Source organism: Citrobacter sp. MGH100 (assembly GCF_001034465.1).
In the GTDB taxonomy this organism is placed as follows: Bacteria; Pseudomonadota; Gammaproteobacteria; order Enterobacterales; family Enterobacteriaceae; genus Citrobacter; species Citrobacter youngae.
This window is the reverse complement of the sequence record NZ_KQ089801.1, coordinates 397,181-413,964: the sequence shown is the minus strand read 5'-3', so window position 1 is coordinate 413,964 and position 16,784 is coordinate 397,181. Positions and strand designations below refer to the sequence as shown.

Genomic DNA, 16,784 nt, shown 5'->3' with positions numbered 1-16,784 from the left:
CGCGTCGTATCCTGTCTACGTTCAATACAGGCAGGATACGTTTACGCCATCCGGCAATCTGTTATGCATAAAGTATGGCCTGTACGCGCCAGTTATCTGGCTGCTGTTCTTCGTACATCTGAATGATCCGATACCATGAGGCACCTTGTTCATCCGCTTTTAACGCGATTACACGTTCTACATCCTGCGGATTCCCTGCAATGTTACTGACAGAGATCAGGCCAATTTCGTTCAGGCCCGTAACGCAGTCAGCACTGGCGAACTCGGCAGACTGCGCCGTTGTACCTACCAGTCCGGCAGAAAACAGCAGTGAGGATAAGGCAAGTGATTGTTTCATCGTCAGCTCCATTATTCGTACCCCTACACATGGCAGGGCATTCCATCGCGATAATAAACCTCAAGCTCCCTGCTGTTGGTTTATTGTGCACAGGTAAACGCATAGGGGCGCAAAGCAATGTAAAGCTGACTAAATTTCAAGCCAATGTTATTTACGATACAAAATAGCTTGTGAATACCATTGGCCTGTCACGATAGTCTCATCAACTAATAAGACAACGTAATAATCAGCTTTAGCCGCGACGGCTTTGGCACGGATCTCTGCCAGCGCATCATCTGGAGAGCCCCTTACCAGCGCATTGACTGTCCCTATTCGCTGCAACCCGTTGCTTTGGTCGCGGCGGATCTCTTGCGGGTGGTCGGCTACGGGCGGTGCAGGTTGTGGTGTACCCTGTAACACGCTACAGGCGCTTAAAAACGTCACCAGCAACAAAGAGGCAAACCGACGCATAACTCTATCTCGTTTCCTGATAGCCATAGTGTAGTGCCTTATTAAATTCCCTTTAGGGGAATGTTCCCGAATTGTTATCTCTCACGCGATTTTCGAATGAAAATGTTGCGAAAGCGTAACCCAGTTCTCAACATTATGAATCATTGCCGAACACATTCGCTTGCGTTAAGTATTGCTGCATGGCATACCAGAAAGAAAGAGGCGACAAATGATCGAAATTGAAACACGACAGTTGGCGGGTATCCCTGTCCTGCACGCCGTTCCGGCTGGCAAACGCGAATGTTCACTCCCTTGTATTCTCTTTTATCACGGGTTTACATCTTCAAGTCTGGTCTACAGTTATTTTGCTGTTGCGCTGGCTCAGGCCGGATTTCGCGTCGTCATGCCAGATGCGCCCGAACATGGCGCCCGCTTTAACGGTAATGCTCAGGAGCGAATGTTTCGTTTCTGGCATATATTGCAGCAAAACATGCAGGAGTTTACGACGTTACGTGCGGCTCTGGTGGCAGAAAATTGGCTATCAGATGAACGACTTGCCGTTGCGGGGGCGTCAATGGGAGGAATGACGGCGTTGGGCATTATGGCCCGCCACCCCGAGGTTAAATGTGTAGCCAGCCTGATGGGGTCGGGCTATTTTACCCGGCTTGCGCAGACGCTTTTTCCCCCTTTACATGTCCAGACGCCAGAGCAGCAGGCGGAGTTCGATGCCGTTATTGCACCGCTCGCCGAATGGGATGTTACGCATCAACTGCAACGTCTGGCCGACAGACCGTTGCTGCTGTGGCATGGACAGGAGGACGATGTGGTTCCGGCTGTGGAAACTTTTCGTTTGCAGCAGGCGTTAATTCAGGCAGGTCTGGATAACCATCTGACCTGCCTGTGGGAAGTGGGTGTCCGACACCGCATCACGCCAGAAGCGCTGGCTGCGACGGTAGCATTTTTCCGCCAGCACCTCTAAACCCGCAAAATGTTCACGCCCTGAGCTTCAAGCTGTTGCAGAATCTCAGGGTTCGCGTTTTTACCGGTAATCAGCGTATCGATTTGATCGGCGCGACTGAACAGCATTCCCGCACGTTCACCGACCTTACTGCTATCGACCAGCACCACCAGTTTGCCCACCACGTTAAGCATCTTCTGCTCGGCCATCGCGGTCAGCATATCGGTTTTATACAGTCCGTCCGCAGTCAATCCTTTACCGCTGGTAAACATCCAGTGTCCGGCATACAGGCTATTTTCACTGCCTTGCGGGCTAAGCGTGATGGATTGGCTTTTGTTGTATTGCCCGCCCATGATGATCACGCTGTCATGCTCCTGGTCGATCAGATAGTTTGCCAGCGGCAGATAGTTGGTGATGATCTGCACCGGCTTGCCGCACATTTCACGACCCAGCAGGAAAGCGGTCGATCCGCAGTTGATCACCACGCTTTCTCCCGTATTCACAAGCTGGGATGCCGCCTTGGCAATACGCACTTTTTCATCGTGGTTCTGCGCCTGGTGTAAATTCATTGGCGTCCAGCGTGGACGCTGCTGGGTAATGGCTTCTGCGCCGTTGCGGACTTTCTTGAGTTTGCCGCTTTCGTCGAGTTTGTTGATGTCCCTACGCGCCGTTGCGGGTGAAATCCCCAGACGCTCAATTACGTTCTCAACGGTAACAAAGCCCAACTGCGCCAGCATATCCAGCAATATTTGATGTCTTTGTGCTTCAGTCATGAGCTATTCCGATACAAATTGATTTGAAAAGATGATATTTGAAATAGCCTGGAAATACTAAAGTAAAAGGGAAAAAATGCCGGGATAGCCCGGCATTTTGTGTGGATCACAGGAAGGATTTAAACGGTAAATCCGGCTCAATCGTGAAACAGTCATCAAAGCCGCGCGGATAGTGATATTCAAAGTTATCTTTGTCCAGCGGCCAGGTGAATTTGCCGCCTACCTGCCAGATGAATGGCTTAAAGCCATACTTAAGGCGATCTTTTTTCATCTCCCACAGGACGCGGATCTCCTGTGGATCGGCCTGAAAGTTTGACCAGATGTCATGATGGAAAGGGATCACGACTTTTGTATTCAGCGCTTCCGCCATACGCAGCATGTCGGCGCTGGTCATTTTGTCCGTAATACCACGCGGATTCTCGCCGTAGGAGCCGAGCGCGACGTCGATCTGATATTCGTTGCCATGTTTTGCATAGTAGTTGGAGTAGTGCGAATCACCGCTGTGGTACAGCGTACCGCCCGGCGTTTTGAACAGGTAGTTAACTGCACGTGCATCCATGCCGTCAGGCAGGACGCCTGCTGCTTTTTGATCTGCAGGCAAGGTGATTAATGCAGTACGATCAAACGCGTCGAGCGCATGAATCTCAATATCGTTTACTTTAACCACGTCGCCCGGTTTCACCACGATGCAGCGTTCTTTTGGCACACCCCAACCGATCCACAGATCCACGCAGGTTTGTGGGCCGATAAACGGCACGTCGTCGGCGCAGTTCTGCATGACGGCTGCCGCAACATTCACGTCGATGTGATCGTTATGATCGTGCGTCGCCAGTACCGCATCGATCTGTCGAATGGCAAACGGATCAAGAACAAACGGCGTGGTGCGCAGGTTAGGCTGCAGTTTTTTTACCCCAGCCATACGTTGCATTTGGTGGCCGGTTTTCATCAGCGGGTTGCCATGACTCTGTTTACCCGTGCCGCACCAGAAATCGACGCAGATGTTAGTCCCGCCTTCCGACTTCAGCCAAATTCCGGTACAGCCAAGCCACCACATAGCGAAAGTGCCTGGTGCGACCTGTTCCTGTTCGATCTCTTCATTCAGCCAGCTTCCCCACTCCGGGAATGTACTCAGGATCCATGATTCACGCGTGATGCTTTTTACTTTACTCATCGCATTTACCTTCATTTTTGTTCAAATTAAATCAATATATGATTTGTTTTGATTAATCCTGACATTATTTTTTCATATTGGCAATGGGGGATTTTTGAGCTTTGTGCGGATAACAGAAAAGGTAATGTAATGATTTTAGGTGATTTTACGCTATTCCGCTTTCTGTAATTCATTGATTTAATTGGTATTGAATGTTTTTCATAGCATTGAATAATTACCCATTTTTCAAATGTGGTAATTATTTGCGTACTTCATCACATTTAATCAAATTTAATCTTGTTGTGATTACTTTTGAAAATTACAGTGAGTGCACAACATCCTGGCGTGTGGAAAGCCCGGCAACTTCGTCTACTGGAGATCGTTATGGAGATCCTCTACAACATCTTTACCGTCTTTTTTAATCAGGTTATGACCAACGCCCCGCTGTTGCTGGGTATTGTGACCTGTCTTGGCTATATCCTGTTGCGTAAAAGTGTCAGCGTTATCATTAAAGGCACGATCAAAACGATTATCGGTTTTATGCTGCTGCAGGCGGGATCTGGCATTCTCACCAGCACGTTCAAACCGGTAGTGGCGAAGATGTCTGAGGTTTACGGTATCAATGGCGCGATCTCCGATACCTATGCCTCCATGATGGCAACCATCGAACGAATGGGTGATGCCTACAGTTGGGTAGGGTACGCCGTACTGTTGGCGCTGGCGCTGAACATTTGTTATGTACTGCTACGGCGTATTACCGGCATTCGAACCATCATGCTGACCGGGCACATCATGTTCCAGCAGGCGGGCCTGATTGCCGTCTCTTTCTACATCTTTGGTTATTCCATGTGGACGACCATTATCTGCACTGCGGTGCTGGTGTCGCTCTACTGGGGTATTACCTCCAATATGATGTACAAACCGACCCAGGAAGTGACCGACGGTTGCGGTTTTTCCATCGGTCACCAGCAGCAGTTCGCCTCGTGGATTGCCTACAAAGTCGCGCCTTACCTGGGTAAGAAAGAGGAGAGCGTGGAAGATCTCAAGCTGCCAGGCTGGCTGAATATCTTCCATGACAACATCGTTTCTACCGCGATAGTGATGACCATTTTCTTCGGCGCGATCCTGCTCTCTTTTGGTATTGATGTGGTTCAGGCTATGGCGGGTAAAACCCACTGGACAGTCTATATCCTGCAGACTGGTTTTTCGTTCGCCGTCGCTATTTTCATCATCACCCAGGGTGTACGTATGTTCGTTGCTGAACTTTCAGAAGCGTTCAACGGTATCTCTCAACGTTTGATTCCCGGCGCGGTGCTGGCCATCGACTGCGCGGCGATTTATAGCTTTGCTCCTAACGCGGTGGTCTGGGGCTTTATGTGGGGCACTATCGGCCAACTGATTGCGGTGGGCATCCTTGTGGGCTGCGGCTCCTCCATCCTGATTATCCCGGGCTTTATCCCGATGTTCTTCTCGAACGCCACTATCGGCGTATTTGCTAACCACTTTGGCGGCTGGCGCGCGGCGCTCAAGATTTGCCTGGTGATGGGGATGATCGAAATCTTTGGCTGCGTCTGGGCGGTGAAGCTTACCGGTATGAGTGCCTGGATGGGCATGGCGGACTGGTCAATTCTGGCGCCGCCGATGATGCAGGGTTTCGCCTCCATCGGCATCGTGTTTATGGCCGTCATTATTCTGATTGCACTGGCTTATATGTTTTTCGCAGGGCGTACGTTGCGCGCTGAGGAAGACGCAGAAAAACAACTGGCAGAACACTCTGCTTAAAAAGGAGTTCCGATTATGACCGTACGTATTCTGGCTGTATGTGGCAATGGGCAGGGCAGTTCCATGATCATGAAAATGAAGGTGGATCAGTTTTTAACCCAGTCAAATATCGACCATACGGTAAACAGCTGTGCCGTGGGGGAATACAAAAGTGAACTGAGCGGCGCAGATATCATCATCGCCTCTACCCATATTGCCGGCGAGATTACCGTATCTGGCAATAAATATGTTGTCGGCGTGCGCAACATGCTGTCTCCCGCCGATTTTGGACCAAAACTGCTGGAAGTGATCAAAGCGCATTTCCCACAGGATGTGAAGTAAGGACGCACCATGAAATTACGTGATTCGCTGGCAAACAATAATTCCATCCTTTTACAGGCCGAGGCCAGCACCTGGCAGGAAGCGGTAAAGCTTGGCGTGGATCTGCTGGTTAAGGCTGATGTGGTTGAACCACGCTACTACCAGGCCATCCTTGATGGCGTTGAGCAGTTTGGCCCGTACTTTGTGATTGCGCCAGGCCTGGCGATGCCTCACGGCCGTCCGGAGGAAGGAGTCAAGAAAACCGGTTTTGCGCTGGTGACGCTGAAAACGCCGCTGGTGTTTAACCACGAAGATAACGACCCGGTCGATATTCTGATCACGATGGCGGCAGTTGACGCCAACACGCATCAGGAAGTGGGCATTATGCAGATCGTGAATCTGTTTGACGACGAAGCCAATTTCGACCGTTTACGCGCCTGCCGCACCGCGCAGGAAGTGCTGGATTTAATTGATAACGCCACTGCGGCGGCTGTTTAAAAGGATACCAAAATGTCATTACCTATGTTGCAGGTAGCGCTGGATAACCAATCAATGTCTTCCGCGTATGAAACGACGCGTCTGATTGCCGAAGAGGTCGATATCATTGAGGTGGGTACGATTCTTTGCGTGGCAGAGGGCGTTCGTGCCGTTCGCGATCTGAAGGCGCTTTACCCGCATAAAATAGTGCTGGCGGACGCTAAAATTGCCGACGCGGGCAAAATCCTCTCCCGCATGTGTTTCGAAGCCAACGCTGACTGGATTACTGTCATCTGCTGTGCCGATATCAACACCACCAAGGGTGCGCTGGAGGTGGCGAAAGAATTTAACGGTGACGTACAGATTGAACTGACCGGCTACTGGACCTGGGAGCAGGCGCAGGAGTGGCGTGACGCGGGTATTGGGCAAGTTGTCTATCACCGCAGTCGTGATGCGCAGGCGGCAGGCGTGGCGTGGGGAGAGGCGGATATCACTGCGATCAGGCGTTTGGCCGATATGGGCTTTAAAGTTACCGTTACTGGTGGTCTGGCGCTGGAGGATCTGCCGCTGTTCAAAGGGATCCCGATTCACGTCTTTATCGCTGGTCGCAGCATTCGCGACGCCGCTTCTCCGGTTGAGGCCGCTCGTCAGTTTAAACGTTCCATCGCCCAGCTGTGGGGATAAGGAGCGGCTATGTTGTCGAAACAGGTCCCGCTCGGTATTTATGAAAAAGCACTCCCCGGCGGGGAGTGCTGGCTCGAACGCTTGCAACTGGCGAAGGAACTGGGCTTTGACTTTGTCGAAATGTCGGTTGATGAAACCGATGCCCGTCTGGCGCGTCTTGACTGGAATCGCGAGCAGCGACTGGCGCTGGTGGCGGCTATCGCCGAGACAGGGATACGAGTACCGTCCATATGCCTGAGCGCTCATCGTCGTTTCCCGCTTGGCAGCGAAGATGATCGGGTGCGCGAACAGGGGCTGGAAATTATGCGTAAAGCCATTCAGTTTGCGCAGGATATTGGTATTCGCGTTATTCAACTGGCGGGTTACGACGTCTATTACCAGCAGGCCAATAACGAAACGCGTCGTCGGTTTCGCGATGGGCTAAAAGAGAGTGTGGAGATGGCGAGCCGTGCGCAGGTGACGCTGGCGATGGAAATCATGGATTATCCGCTGATGAATTCGATCAGCAAGGCGTTGGGTTACGCCCACTATCTCAACAATCCGTGGTTCCAGCTGTATCCCGATATTGGCAATTTGTCGGCGTGGGATAACGACGTGCAGATGGAACTGCAGGCTGGGGTAGGCCATATCGTCGCGGTACACGTGAAGGATACCAAACCTGGCGTATTCAAAAATGTGCCGTTTGGTGAAGGAGTCGTTGATTTCGAACGTTGTTTTGCGACGCTCAAACAGAGTGGATACTGCGGGCCATACCTGATTGAGATGTGGAGTGAAACGTCGGATGACCCGGTACGTGAAGTTGCGAAGGCGCGCGATTGGGTGAAGGCGCGTATGGCCAACGCAGGTCTGATGGAGGCGGTGTAATGCAAAAACTTAAACAGCAGGTTTTTGAGGCTAACATGGATTTGCCGCGCTACGGGCTGGTGACATTTACCTGGGGCAACGTCAGCGCCATTGACCGCGAGCGCGGGCGGGTGGTGATCAAGCCCAGTGGTGTCGCCTACGAGCACATGACCGTTGATGATATGGTCGTGGTCGATATGTCAGGGAAGGTGATAGAAGGCGGCTTTCGTCCTTCTTCCGATACCGCCACCCATCTGGCGCTCTACCAGCGTTATCCGTCGCTGGGCGGAGTCGTGCATACGCACTCTACTCATGCCACGGCCTGGGCGCAGGCGGGGCTGGCGATCCCGGCACTGGGTACCACTCACGCGGACTACTTCTTTGGCGATATTCCCTGTACCCGGGCTTTAACTGAAGCTGAAGTTCAGGAGGAGTATGAACTTAATACCGGTAGGGTGATTATTGAAACGCTCGGGGAGGTGGAACCTTTACATACGCCTGGCGTAGTGGTGTACCAACATGGCCCGTTTGCCTGGGGCAAAGATGCTCACGACGCAGTACATAACGCTGTTGTGATGGAAGAGGTGGCAAAAATGGCGTGGATTGCGCGTGGCATTAACCCGGCTCTCAGCGCTATTGACGGTTATCTGATGAATAAGCACTTCATGCGTAAGCACGGCCCAAACGCCTATTACGGGCAGAAGTAAGAAAAAACGTTCCGAAGCCAACTCTTCATGGGGATGAGATCGGTCTGGCTTCGGGATTTTTTTGCAAAAAAAAGCCCCCAATGAAGGGGGCAAGTCAAACTGTGGCAATGTTCTCGTTGGTTATTTCTGGGTGCTAGCGATAAATATCTGCACTGGCGTGCATATTTCCGTTACTACCGGGTTCCCTGGTGAGGATCACGTGATAGTAGGTTGCGCCTTGCGCATCGGTTTCTTCATTCAGGGCCTGAGTGGCTTCACTTTCAGTGGCGAAGTTATGATTTATGTAAATAACGCCTAAGCTCTGCACATCATCCATATTCCTGGCCTGATGATTGTCAATTTTGATGGCTGCCGTTGCATTTGCACTGAGCAAAAGTACAGCCAGAAGGGTCAAAACACGGGCTCGCATAGGTACCTCCTCGACTGCGGTCTCTGGTTAGCTCTCTCCTGTGAGTGGATAACTTCTGATTTAATTTTAACCGCTGCCGGCGCTGTCGATAGCGACCATTTCTGATGCAGTTGTTCAAAAAATTACCGCAAAGTCATCTTTTCTTTAATTAACAATCAGCTGATGCCTTCCGCTGCGGTTAAAAATACCTGCCTTACGCGCATAAGCTCTTACCAAATAGTCAATTTAATCGGGTGAGTACGCCGTTTATAGTGAGCCAGATAATTAATATAACTTTATGATAATAAGGCAAAAACTTATGGATACTTCATTCATGGATTTCAGCTACTTTGTGATTATGTTTATGGTCGCGCTGGTGGCTGGCTTTATTAACGTGGTGTCAGGTGGCGGCGGGTTTCTTTCTATTGGCGCATTATTGATTTCCGGTTTACCCCCGGCTAACGCGCTGGCAACCAATAAGATTCAGGCGTTGGGCAGTTCGCTGACCTCCGGAATTTACTTTTTACGCCGGGGACATATTAATGTGCAGGAACACAAATATGTCTTTTTATCTGCCTTTATCGGTTCTGCGCTGGGCACGACGCTTATCCAGTTTATTGAGCCGGACGTGTTGAAGAAACTGCTGCCGATCCTGATAATCGCGGTCGCCATCTACTTTATTTCTGCGCCTAATCTTAGCGAACCGAAAAGAAAGCAGCAGGTATCCCTGTTTCTCTTCTCGTTGATCTGCGGGGGAGGTATTGGGTTTTATGATGGTTTTCTCGGTGCCGGGGCCGGCTCCTTTTATACGCTCTGCTACATCCTGCTGTGGGGATACAGCATCGATAAGGCGCAAATTCACTCGAATTTTATCAACCTGGCGTCGAACGTTGCCTCGATTCTGTTCTTCATTTTCGGGGGTAAAATGATCTGGTCGCTGGGGCTGGTGATGTTTGCCGGGCAATCCCTTGGCGCACGTCTTGGCGCGACAGTCGTACTGACGCGCGGGAAGAAAGTTATCCGGCCGATGATTGTCATTGTCTCCATTTGCATCAGCGTCAAAATGCTGCTGGATATGTATTAATGGCGACACGATAAATAATCGTACAAGCACCTTGAGTTTAGCGGCTGACCCCAGTATTATGACGCGTCATTTTTCAGCCGACCTTTAACACGTTCCTTGCCTCCATGGGCCTCGGCTGACCCAGACAGGAGGCTGAATAATCCGTAAGGAGCAATTCGATGCGTCATTACGAAATCGTTTTTATGGTCCATCCTGACCAGAGCGAACAGGTTCCGGGTATGATCGAACGCTACACTGCTGCCATCACTGGTGCAGAAGGCACGATCCACCGTCTGGAAGACTGGGGCCGCCGTCAGCTGGCTTACCCGATCAACAAACTGCACAAAGCTCACTACGTTCTGATGAACGTTGAAGCGCCGCAGGAAGTGATCGATGAGCTGGAAACTACCTTCCGCTTCAACGATGCCGTTATCCGCAGCATGGTTATGCGTACTAAACACGCTGTTACCGAAGCATCTCCGATGGTTAAAGCGAAAGACGAGCGTCGTGAACGTCGCGATGATTTCGCTAACGAAACCGCAGATGATGCTGAAGCTGGGGATTCTGAAGAGTAATTTCTGATGACCAACCGTCTGGCGCTGTCCGGCACCGTGTGCAGGGCTCCCCTTCGAAAGGTCAGTCCATCAGGAATTCCTCATTGCCAGTTCGTGCTTGAGCATCGTTCTGTGCAGGAGGAAGCCGGGTTTCACCGGCAGGCGTGGTGCCAAATGCCCGTTATTATTAGCGGACACGAAAACCAGGCCATTACTCACAGTATAACGGTCGGTAGCGCAGTGACCGTTCAGGGGTTCATCTCTTGCCACAAGGCAAAGAACGGCCTGAGCAAAATGGTTCTGCATGCCGAGCAGATTGAATTGATAGATTCTGGAGACTAGCCATATGGCACGTTATTTCCGTCGTCGCAAGTTCTGCCGTTTCACCGCGGAAGGCGTTCAAGAGATCGACTATAAAGATATCGCTACGCTGAAAAACTACATCACCGAAAGCGGTAAGATTGTCCCAAGCCGTATCACCGGTACCCGTGCAAAATACCAGCGTCAGCTGGCTCGCGCTATCAAACGCGCTCGCTACCTGTCCCTGCTGCCGTACACTGATCGTCATCAGTAATCGGTCACGGTCCATTAATACGACTTTGAGAGGATAAGGTAATGCAAGTTATTCTGCTTGATAAAGTAGCAAACCTGGGTAGCCTGGGTGATCAGGTTAACGTTAAAGCGGGCTATGCTCGTAACTTCCTGGTACCACAGGGTAAAGCTGTTCCTGCTACCAAGAAAAACGTTGAATTTTTCGAAGCGCGTCGCGCTGAACTGGAAGCCAAACTGGCTGACGTTCTGGCCGCTGCTGAAGCTCGTGCTGAGAAAATCAACGCACTGGAAACCGTAACCATCGCGTCTAAAGCTGGCGACGAAGGTAAACTGTTCGGTTCCATCGGTACTCGCGACATCGCTGACGCTGTAACTGCAGCTGGCGTTGAAGTTGCTAAGAGCGAAGTTCGTCTGCCGAACGGCGTTCTGCGTACCACTGGTGAGCACGAAGTGAGCTTCCAGGTTCACAGCGAAGTGTTTGCTAAGCTGACTGTAAACGTAGTTGCAGAATAAGTTTTTATTCTGATGACCGCGTAAAAGCGCCGGCCCTGTGCCGGCGTTTTGCTTTTCTACCCTCCTGTTTTTCGCTCTGGCTATTCTTTGTCCTTTTCGGGATAATCATAAAAATAAAACATTATTTCAAAGTGGTGATGGAATGGAACCAACGCACCAACCTCTGTTCGCGCGTAAAAATGTTGTCTATCTGAGCGCAGCCTTCTGCTGCCTGCTGTGGGGGAGCGCCTATCCGGCGATCAAAAGCGGATATGAGATCTTCCAGATTGCCACGGATGATATTCCGTCAAAAATTGTCTTTGCCGGCTATCGCTTCCTGTTTGCGGGATTATTGCTGCTACTGTTGGCGATGGCGCAGCGTAAACCGATTGGCCGGTTAAGCCCGCGTCAGTACGGCCAACTCACGCTGTTGGGGCTGACGCAAACCTCGCTGCAATACATCTTCTTCTATATTGGCCTGGCGTTCACGACGGGGGTGAAAGGGTCCATCATGAATGCGACCGGGACATTCTTTAGCGTGCTGTTGGCCCATTTTATCTATCAAAACGACAAACTAAGCTACAACAAAGCACTAGGTTGTATTCTGGGTTTTACCGGCGTGATGGTGGTGAACTTTAACAGCGGAATGGATTTTAGCTTCAGCCTGTTAGGTGATGGTTCAGTGGTGATAGCGGCCTTTATCCTTTCTGCCGCCACGCTATACGGTAAACGCATTTCTCAGACGGTAGACCCGACGGTCATGACAGGCTACCAACTGGGGATGGGCGGTCTGGCGTTAGTTATCGGCGGTTATGCTTTTGGTGGCACGCTGACCGTACACGGCTTAGCTTCAGTGGCTATTCTGGGTTACCTGACGTTGCTTTCATCGGTGGCCTTCGCTTTGTGGAGCATTTTGCTCAAGTACAACCGCGTGGGGATGATTGCGCCGTTTAACTTCCTGATCCCGGTTTCGGGGGCGGTGCTGTCGGCGATATTCCTCGGCGAAAACATTCTCGAATGGAAATATGCGCTGGCGCTGGTGCTGGTCTGTTCGGGGATCTGGTGGGTGAATAAGGTGAAGCGTTAGTGCTTCACCTTGAGGCCTGATGGCGCTACGCGCATCAGGCCTACTGACTGAGACAGTCTTAGCGTGCGCGAATAAAGCTGCCGTTGGGCTGGCGGGTAAACAATATCTGCTGACCATTTCCGCTATCAATGGTTAACCCGGTCACCACCCCGTTAGCATTCTGCCTGATTTGGATCATCTGGCCGTCTTTCAAATTGCTCAGCGGCTTCCCGGCACCTTCCACTTGCGCCATGGCGTACACATCAGTTGGCGGAAGGTTATGGTCCCGGAAGACCTGCGCCAGCGTTTTCCCTGAGTCTACGCGGTAGGTACGCCACTGCTGCTCAATACCACTATTCTGCTGAAAGGGCTGCGTCTGAGGCTGTGATTGCTGAGCCTGCGGCTGCGCGTCTGGTTCTCCTTCCTGGATGGGTTCCGGCGCAACGGGAGCCACCTGGCCGGGATCGTTTTGCGGGGCCACTAACTGTGCCTGAAGCTGAGCCTCGGTTGGCGGCTGCGACTGTGACTGTAAATCCAGCTGGGCAGTACGCGTAACCACAGGGGTATCAGTAGTGTCACTGGAAGGAAGCAGGAAACCTATCACCAGCACGATAGCAGCAATAATAATGCCGCGTCGGTGCATAGGCGGTAGCGGGTCCATAATGCGAAAATTGTCCGGTGCATGCCAGATTTTCGCCAGGGTTGGTTTTAATTCAAAGCGCCCGGGCATGGCTTTCCTCCTGCTCCGCGTCTCGTTCCTCTGTCATAGAGTATAGATCGCTAACTCTATGATACTTGTTCAGGTACCCGCTTTCGTGACATTGATGCGGGCAATAGCATTGTTTCTTTTTCCTCGCGATTTGTCATCTGTTCCCGAGACAAAGTTTTACCGGATGCGGCATGGCTGATATGCTGCCCGCTACTTTACATCCGATGAAAGGAAATATGATGGCTAACCCGACTTTTGACACTATCGAAGCGCAAGCAAGCTACGGCATTGGTTTGCAGGTAGGACAACAGCTGAGCGAATCCGGTCTGGAAGGGCTGTTGCCTGAAGCGCTGGTAGCGGGTATCGCTGATGCGCTGGAAGGTAAACACCCGGCAGTGCCTGTTGATGTTGTGCACCGTGCGCTGCGTGAAATTCACGAACGTGCTGATGCAGTACGTCGCGAGCGTTTCCAGGCTATGGCGGCTGATGGCGTCAAATATCTGGAAGAAAACCGTGAGAAAGAGGGTGTGAACAGCACTGAATCCGGTCTGCAGTTCCGTGTTCTGACTCAGGGCGAAGGTTCTATCCCGGCACGTACCGACCACGTACGCGTGCATTATACCGGTAAACTGATCGACGGTACCGTGTTTGACAGCTCTGTTGCGCGTGGCGAACCGGCTGAATTCCCGGTTAACGGCGTGATCCCTGGCTGGATTGAAGCACTGACCCTGATGCCGGTAGGTTCGAAATGGGAACTGACTATTCCTCAGGAACTGGCTTACGGTGAGCGTGGCGCTGGCGCGTCCATTCCTCCGTTCAGCACGCTGGTATTTGAAGTTGAGCTGCTTGAAATCCTGTAAGCAGTAACTTCTGTTCCCCCCGACGCTGGGGGGAGCAACAAAATAGCGTGAAAAGCTATAGTTACGTCGATGTCGATATTTTATCTTGCAAATGATGTTATTGCGTGTATTTTTGTGAACTGATTCTCGCTATCAGAGTGATATGACACTCACTTTAAACATAAAATTAACATTATATCTAAATCTTAGTATTCATCCCGCCGATTCTTACCTAATATCGATGAGTCCTGCCAACAGGATCGTCGTATCATAGACACACTAAAGGCCGTAGAGCCTGAACAACACAGACAGGTACAGGAAGAAAAAACATGGTAGATCAGGTAAAAGTCGACGCCGTTGAAGAGGCTTCGTCTGAACAGTCGCTACGGCGCAATCTCACAAACCGTCATATTCAACTTATTGCCATTGGTGGCGCTATTGGTACCGGCCTGTTTATGGGCTCAGGGAAAACCATCAGCCTCGCCGGGCCGTCGATCATTTTTGTCTATATGATCATCGGTTTTATGCTGTTTTTCGTGATGCGGGCAATGGGAGAATTACTGCTCTCGAATCTCGAATACAAATCCTTTAGTGATTTCGCCTCCGACCTGCTCGGGCCATGGGCCGGGTATTTTACCGGCTGGACCTATTGGTTCTGCTGGGTGGTTACAGGGATGGCAGACGTCGTTGCGATTACGGCGTATGCGCAATTCTGGTTCCCCGGACTGTCAGACTGGGTGGCATCACTGGCGGTGATCATTCTGTTGCTGGCTCTTAACCTCGCCACGGTGAAAATGTTTGGTGAGATGGAGTTCTGGTTTGCGATGATCAAAATCGTCGCCATTGTCGGCCTGATTGTCGTCGGTCTGGTGATGGTACTGACGCACTTCCAGTCGCCAACCGGCGTTCAGGCTTCGTTCACGCATCTGTGGAATGACGGTGGCTGGTTCCCGAAAGGTCTGAGCGGCTTCTTTGCCGGCTTCCAGATAGCGGTGTTCGCGTTTGTGGGTATTGAGCTGGTAGGTACGACGGCTGCAGAAACTAAAGATCCGGAAAAGTCTCTGCCGCGCGCTATTAACTCGATTCCAATCCGTATCATCATGTTCTACGTTTTCGCGCTGATCGTGATTATGTCCGTGACGCCGTGGAGCTCGGTAGTACCAACCAAGAGCCCATTCGTTGAGCTGTTTGTGCTGGTCGGTCTGCCTGCGGCGGCGAGCCTGATTAACTTTGTGGTGCTGACTTCAGCGGCCTCTTCCGCAAACAGCGGCGTGTTCTCTACCAGCCGTATGCTGTTCGGCCTGGCACAGGAAGGCGTTGCGCCTAAAGCGTTTGCCAAGCTGTCTAAACGCGCGGTTCCGGCGAAAGGTTTAACCTTCTCCTGTATCTGTCTGCTGGGCGGCGTGGTGATGCTCTATGTGAACCCGAGCGTGATTGGCGCGTTCACCATGATCACCACCGTGTCGGCAATCCTGTTTATGTTTGTCTGGACCATCATTCTTTGCTCATACCTGGTGTACCGCAAACAGCGTCCACACCTGCATGAGAAATCGATCTACAAGATGCCGTTAGGCAAGCTAATGTGCTGGGTATGTATGGCGTTCTTTGTCTTCGTACTGGTGCTGCTGACTCTGGAAGAAGATACCCGTCAGGCGTTGATGGTGACGCCGCTGTGGTTCATCGCGCTGGGTCTGGGCTGGTTGTTTATCGGTAAGAAACGTATGGCGGGTATGCGTTAAGCGTTGTCATATCGGACACAAAAAAGGCCACATAAGCAGTGGCCGAATTCGGACTTCAGGAAGGCGCTCTCGGGCGCCTTTTTTTATTCACCTGCGAGGGCACGCGGGAACAACACATTGTTTTCCAGACTGATGTGTTCCATCAGATCGTCGATCATCTCGTTAATGCCGTTATACATGGCTTTCCAGGTGGTGCAGGCTTCTGGCGGCGGCGTCACGTTGTGGGTGATGTGCTTGATCACTTCCACCAGTTCGCCGGCCTCGTCGTGTTCGCTTTCCATCACGCTGATTGGCCCCATCGCCTGGCTACCCATGCCCTGTTTGATCATTGGGAACAGGATCTGCTCTTCTTTCATCATGTGGCTGGACAGCTCTTCATGCAGCATCGTCAGGTTCTTCGCCAGACCACGCGGTACGCTCGGCTTGTCGGCATGAACACGTTCAACTTTAGTGGCCTGCAGGATCAGCTCCGGCAGCTGTTCGCGGTGGCGATCATGATATCGAATGACGATATGGTCGATGATTTCTGCCAGTGCCACGGTACGCCAGTCTTTTTCCAGCGGCTGTTCAGCCAACTGGGCGAGCTGCGCCTCGATAGCTTCCACATCCAGCTCTTTACGTGCGGCAGCGCGTGCCAGCGTTTGCTTACCGCCGCAGCAGTAATCCATATCGTATTTACGAAACAGGGCCGAAGCGCGAGGAATAGAGAGCGCCAGTTCACCTAAAGGTTGATCGCGATAAGACATAGCCGTTACCTCATTCTCAATAATATAAGATGTATTTTAAATGCAACTTATGGGGAAGGATATAACCCTTTCGGGTCAGAGGATTTTGTGATGATTGTCACGAAAATTTCTTATCTCGTTAACATGCTGAATCTTATTGAAAAGGGACAAAGCGGCGAAAAAAGCTACGCCACAAGATTAAATAAGCCGACGCAGC

22 protein-coding genes are annotated in these 16,784 nt (G+C 51.4%); 15 read left to right on the top strand and 7 right to left on the bottom strand.

Annotated features, from left to right (window positions below):
• Nucleotides 1-61: 61 nt before the first annotated feature.
• Both yjfN and bsmA read right to left on the bottom strand, forming a co-directional pair.
• Nucleotides 62-337, bottom strand: coding sequence for a DUF1471 family protease activator YjfN (gene yjfN / locus SK32_RS13590; protein ID WP_082193776.1), 276 nt, complete (start codon nucleotides 335-337; stop codon nucleotides 62-64).
• A gap of 147 nt (nucleotides 338-484) precedes the next feature.
• Nucleotides 485-814, bottom strand: coding sequence for a biofilm peroxide resistance protein BsmA (bsmA, locus tag SK32_RS13585; protein ID WP_040232967.1), 330 nt, complete (start codon nucleotides 812-814; stop codon nucleotides 485-487).
• 181 nt (nucleotides 815-995) lie between these two features.
• Here bsmA and yjfP point away from each other — a divergent pair, with 181 nt between their 5' ends.
• Nucleotides 996-1,745: an esterase gene (gene yjfP / locus SK32_RS13580; protein ID WP_048212881.1), complete on the top strand. Its 750-nt coding sequence runs from the start codon at nucleotides 996-998 to the stop codon at nucleotides 1,743-1,745.
• Here yjfP and ulaR read toward each other — a convergent pair.
• Nucleotides 1,742-2,497, bottom strand: a complete 756-nt coding sequence (ulaR, locus tag SK32_RS13575) for an HTH-type transcriptional regulator UlaR (protein ID WP_048212880.1) — start codon at nucleotides 2,495-2,497, stop codon at nucleotides 1,742-1,744. The two genes, yjfP and ulaR, sit on opposite strands and share 4 nt — an antisense overlap.
• 106 nt (nucleotides 2,498-2,603) lie before the next feature.
• Nucleotides 2,604-3,668: an L-ascorbate 6-phosphate lactonase gene (gene ulaG, locus SK32_RS13570; RefSeq protein WP_048212879.1), complete on the bottom strand. Its 1,065-nt coding sequence runs from the start codon at nucleotides 3,666-3,668 to the stop codon at nucleotides 2,604-2,606.
• A gap of 363 nt (nucleotides 3,669-4,031) precedes the next feature.
• On the opposite strand from ulaG, the gene ulaA reads away from it, so the two are divergent.
• From ulaA to SK32_RS13540, 6 genes are read left to right on the top strand one after another with little or no spacing between them, the layout of a single operon-like run.
• Nucleotides 4,032-5,429: a PTS ascorbate transporter subunit IIC gene (gene ulaA, locus SK32_RS13565; protein WP_040232971.1), complete on the top strand. Its 1,398-nt coding sequence runs from the start codon at nucleotides 4,032-4,034 to the stop codon at nucleotides 5,427-5,429.
• A 15-nt stretch (nucleotides 5,430-5,444) separates the two neighbouring features.
• The gene (ulaB, locus tag SK32_RS13560) at nucleotides 5,445-5,750 is read left to right on the top strand and encodes a PTS ascorbate transporter subunit IIB (protein ID WP_003025655.1); all 306 of its coding nucleotides are present in this window, start codon (nucleotides 5,445-5,447) and stop codon (nucleotides 5,748-5,750) included.
• Between the two features lie 9 nt (nucleotides 5,751-5,759).
• The gene (ulaC, locus tag SK32_RS13555) at nucleotides 5,760-6,227 is read left to right on the top strand and encodes a PTS ascorbate transporter subunit IIA (protein WP_048212878.1); all 468 of its coding nucleotides are present in this window, start codon (nucleotides 5,760-5,762) and stop codon (nucleotides 6,225-6,227) included.
• A 12-nt stretch (nucleotides 6,228-6,239) separates the two neighbouring features.
• Nucleotides 6,240-6,890, top strand: coding sequence for a 3-keto-L-gulonate-6-phosphate decarboxylase UlaD (gene ulaD / locus SK32_RS13550; RefSeq protein ID WP_048212877.1), 651 nt, complete (start codon nucleotides 6,240-6,242; stop codon nucleotides 6,888-6,890).
• Nucleotides 6,891-6,899: 9 nt separating this feature from the next.
• A complete protein-coding gene (locus tag SK32_RS13545; protein WP_048212876.1) occupies nucleotides 6,900-7,754 on the top strand; it encodes an L-ribulose-5-phosphate 3-epimerase in 855 nt (284 codons plus the stop codon).
• Nucleotides 7,754-8,440 (top strand): L-ribulose-5-phosphate 4-epimerase, encoded by a 687-nt coding sequence (locus tag SK32_RS13540; RefSeq protein WP_048212875.1) that lies wholly within the window; start codon nucleotides 7,754-7,756, stop codon nucleotides 8,438-8,440. The genes SK32_RS13545 and SK32_RS13540 overlap by 1 nt, the downstream gene beginning before the upstream one ends.
• A gap of 133 nt (nucleotides 8,441-8,573) precedes the next feature.
• On the opposite strand, the gene yjfY is transcribed toward SK32_RS13540, so the two are convergent.
• Nucleotides 8,574-8,849 (bottom strand): DUF1471 family protein YjfY, encoded by a 276-nt coding sequence (yjfY, locus tag SK32_RS13535; protein WP_003025668.1) that lies wholly within the window; start codon nucleotides 8,847-8,849, stop codon nucleotides 8,574-8,576.
• Between the two features lie 298 nt (nucleotides 8,850-9,147).
• On the opposite strand from yjfY, the gene SK32_RS13530 reads away from it, so the two are divergent.
• The 6 genes from SK32_RS13530 (at nucleotide 9,148) to SK32_RS13505 (ending at nucleotide 12,576) form a co-directional block, all read left to right on the top strand.
• Nucleotides 9,148-9,912 carry a TSUP family transporter gene (locus SK32_RS13530; protein WP_048212874.1) on the top strand — a complete coding sequence of 255 codons (765 nt, stop codon included), beginning with the start codon at nucleotides 9,148-9,150 and terminating at the stop codon, nucleotides 9,910-9,912.
• Between the two features lie 158 nt (nucleotides 9,913-10,070).
• Nucleotides 10,071-10,466, top strand: coding sequence for a 30S ribosomal protein S6 (gene rpsF, locus SK32_RS13525; RefSeq protein WP_003025672.1), 396 nt, complete (start codon nucleotides 10,071-10,073; stop codon nucleotides 10,464-10,466).
• Nucleotides 10,467-10,472: 6 nt separating this feature from the next.
• Nucleotides 10,473-10,787 (top strand): primosomal replication protein N, encoded by a 315-nt coding sequence (gene priB / locus SK32_RS13520; protein WP_003025674.1) that lies wholly within the window; start codon nucleotides 10,473-10,475, stop codon nucleotides 10,785-10,787.
• Between the two features lie 4 nt (nucleotides 10,788-10,791).
• Entirely contained in the window at nucleotides 10,792-11,019 is a 228-nt protein-coding gene (gene rpsR, locus SK32_RS13515; protein WP_000135199.1) for a 30S ribosomal protein S18, read from the top strand.
• Between the two features lie 41 nt (nucleotides 11,020-11,060).
• A complete protein-coding gene (gene rplI, locus SK32_RS13510) occupies nucleotides 11,061-11,510 on the top strand; it encodes a 50S ribosomal protein L9 (RefSeq protein ID WP_005134442.1) in 450 nt (149 codons plus the stop codon).
• Nucleotides 11,511-11,652: 142 nt separating this feature from the next.
• On the top strand, nucleotides 11,653-12,576 hold the full coding sequence (locus SK32_RS13505; RefSeq protein WP_048212873.1) for a DMT family transporter: 924 nt from the start codon (nucleotides 11,653-11,655) through the stop codon (nucleotides 12,574-12,576).
• A gap of 58 nt (nucleotides 12,577-12,634) precedes the next feature.
• Here the strand turns inward: SK32_RS13505 and SK32_RS13500 are convergent, their stop codons facing one another.
• Complete coding sequence (locus tag SK32_RS13500) at nucleotides 12,635-13,285, bottom strand: LysM-like peptidoglycan-binding domain-containing protein (protein WP_048212872.1); 651 nt, start codon at nucleotides 13,283-13,285, stop codon at nucleotides 12,635-12,637.
• A gap of 218 nt (nucleotides 13,286-13,503) precedes the next feature.
• Between SK32_RS13500 and fklB the strand changes: the two genes are divergently transcribed.
• Together fklB and cycA are read left to right on the top strand one after the other, a co-directional pair.
• Nucleotides 13,504-14,124 carry a BamJ family beta-barrel-assembly machinery protein gene (fklB, locus tag SK32_RS13495; protein WP_048213487.1) on the top strand — a complete coding sequence of 207 codons (621 nt, stop codon included), beginning with the start codon at nucleotides 13,504-13,506 and terminating at the stop codon, nucleotides 14,122-14,124.
• A 308-nt stretch (nucleotides 14,125-14,432) separates the two neighbouring features.
• Entirely contained in the window at nucleotides 14,433-15,842 is a 1,410-nt protein-coding gene (cycA, locus tag SK32_RS13490) for a D-serine/D-alanine/glycine transporter (protein WP_048212871.1), read from the top strand.
• 83 nt (nucleotides 15,843-15,925) lie between these two features.
• Here the strand turns inward: cycA and ytfE are convergent, their stop codons facing one another.
• The gene (gene ytfE / locus SK32_RS13485) at nucleotides 15,926-16,588 is read right to left on the bottom strand and encodes an iron-sulfur cluster repair protein YtfE (RefSeq protein ID WP_048212870.1); all 663 of its coding nucleotides are present in this window, start codon (nucleotides 16,586-16,588) and stop codon (nucleotides 15,926-15,928) included.
• Nucleotides 16,589-16,784 lie beyond the last annotated feature (196 nt).

What these genes read in the sequence shown, in the direction of transcription:
- SK32_RS13540 (WP_048212875.1), top strand. Translation starts at nt 7,754, where the DNA reads ATGCAAAAACTTAAACAGCAGGTTTTTGAGGCTAACATGGATTTGCCG.
- bsmA (WP_040232967.1), bottom strand. Translation starts at nt 814, where the DNA reads ATGGCTATCAGGAAACGAGATAGAGTTATGCGTCGGTTTGCCTCTTTG.
- priB (WP_003025674.1), top strand. Translation starts at nt 10,473, where the DNA reads ATGACCAACCGTCTGGCGCTGTCCGGCACCGTGTGCAGGGCTCCCCTT.
- ytfE (WP_048212870.1), bottom strand. Translation starts at nt 16,588, where the DNA reads ATGTCTTATCGCGATCAACCTTTAGGTGAACTGGCGCTCTCTATTCCT.
- cycA (WP_048212871.1), top strand. Translation starts at nt 14,433, where the DNA reads ATGGTAGATCAGGTAAAAGTCGACGCCGTTGAAGAGGCTTCGTCTGAA.
- SK32_RS13545 (WP_048212876.1), top strand. Translation starts at nt 6,900, where the DNA reads ATGTTGTCGAAACAGGTCCCGCTCGGTATTTATGAAAAAGCACTCCCC.
- yjfP (WP_048212881.1), top strand. Translation starts at nt 996, where the DNA reads ATGATCGAAATTGAAACACGACAGTTGGCGGGTATCCCTGTCCTGCAC.
- SK32_RS13505 (WP_048212873.1), top strand. Translation starts at nt 11,653, where the DNA reads ATGGAACCAACGCACCAACCTCTGTTCGCGCGTAAAAATGTTGTCTAT.
- fklB (WP_048213487.1), top strand. Translation starts at nt 13,504, where the DNA reads ATGGCTAACCCGACTTTTGACACTATCGAAGCGCAAGCAAGCTACGGC.
- rplI (WP_005134442.1), top strand. Translation starts at nt 11,061, where the DNA reads ATGCAAGTTATTCTGCTTGATAAAGTAGCAAACCTGGGTAGCCTGGGT.
- ulaC (WP_048212878.1), top strand. Translation starts at nt 5,760, where the DNA reads ATGAAATTACGTGATTCGCTGGCAAACAATAATTCCATCCTTTTACAG.
- rpsF (WP_003025672.1), top strand. Translation starts at nt 10,071, where the DNA reads ATGCGTCATTACGAAATCGTTTTTATGGTCCATCCTGACCAGAGCGAA.
- rpsR (WP_000135199.1), top strand. Translation starts at nt 10,792, where the DNA reads ATGGCACGTTATTTCCGTCGTCGCAAGTTCTGCCGTTTCACCGCGGAA.
- yjfN (WP_082193776.1), bottom strand. Translation starts at nt 337, where the DNA reads ATGAAACAATCACTTGCCTTATCCTCACTGCTGTTTTCTGCCGGACTG.
- ulaD (WP_048212877.1), top strand. Translation starts at nt 6,240, where the DNA reads ATGTCATTACCTATGTTGCAGGTAGCGCTGGATAACCAATCAATGTCT.
- ulaA (WP_040232971.1), top strand. Translation starts at nt 4,032, where the DNA reads ATGGAGATCCTCTACAACATCTTTACCGTCTTTTTTAATCAGGTTATG.
- ulaB (WP_003025655.1), top strand. Translation starts at nt 5,445, where the DNA reads ATGACCGTACGTATTCTGGCTGTATGTGGCAATGGGCAGGGCAGTTCC.
- yjfY (WP_003025668.1), bottom strand. Translation starts at nt 8,849, where the DNA reads ATGCGAGCCCGTGTTTTGACCCTTCTGGCTGTACTTTTGCTCAGTGCA.
- SK32_RS13500 (WP_048212872.1), bottom strand. Translation starts at nt 13,285, where the DNA reads ATGCCCGGGCGCTTTGAATTAAAACCAACCCTGGCGAAAATCTGGCAT.
- ulaG (WP_048212879.1), bottom strand. Translation starts at nt 3,668, where the DNA reads ATGAGTAAAGTAAAAAGCATCACGCGTGAATCATGGATCCTGAGTACA.
- ulaR (WP_048212880.1), bottom strand. Translation starts at nt 2,497, where the DNA reads ATGACTGAAGCACAAAGACATCAAATATTGCTGGATATGCTGGCGCAG.
- SK32_RS13530 (WP_048212874.1), top strand. Translation starts at nt 9,148, where the DNA reads ATGGATACTTCATTCATGGATTTCAGCTACTTTGTGATTATGTTTATG.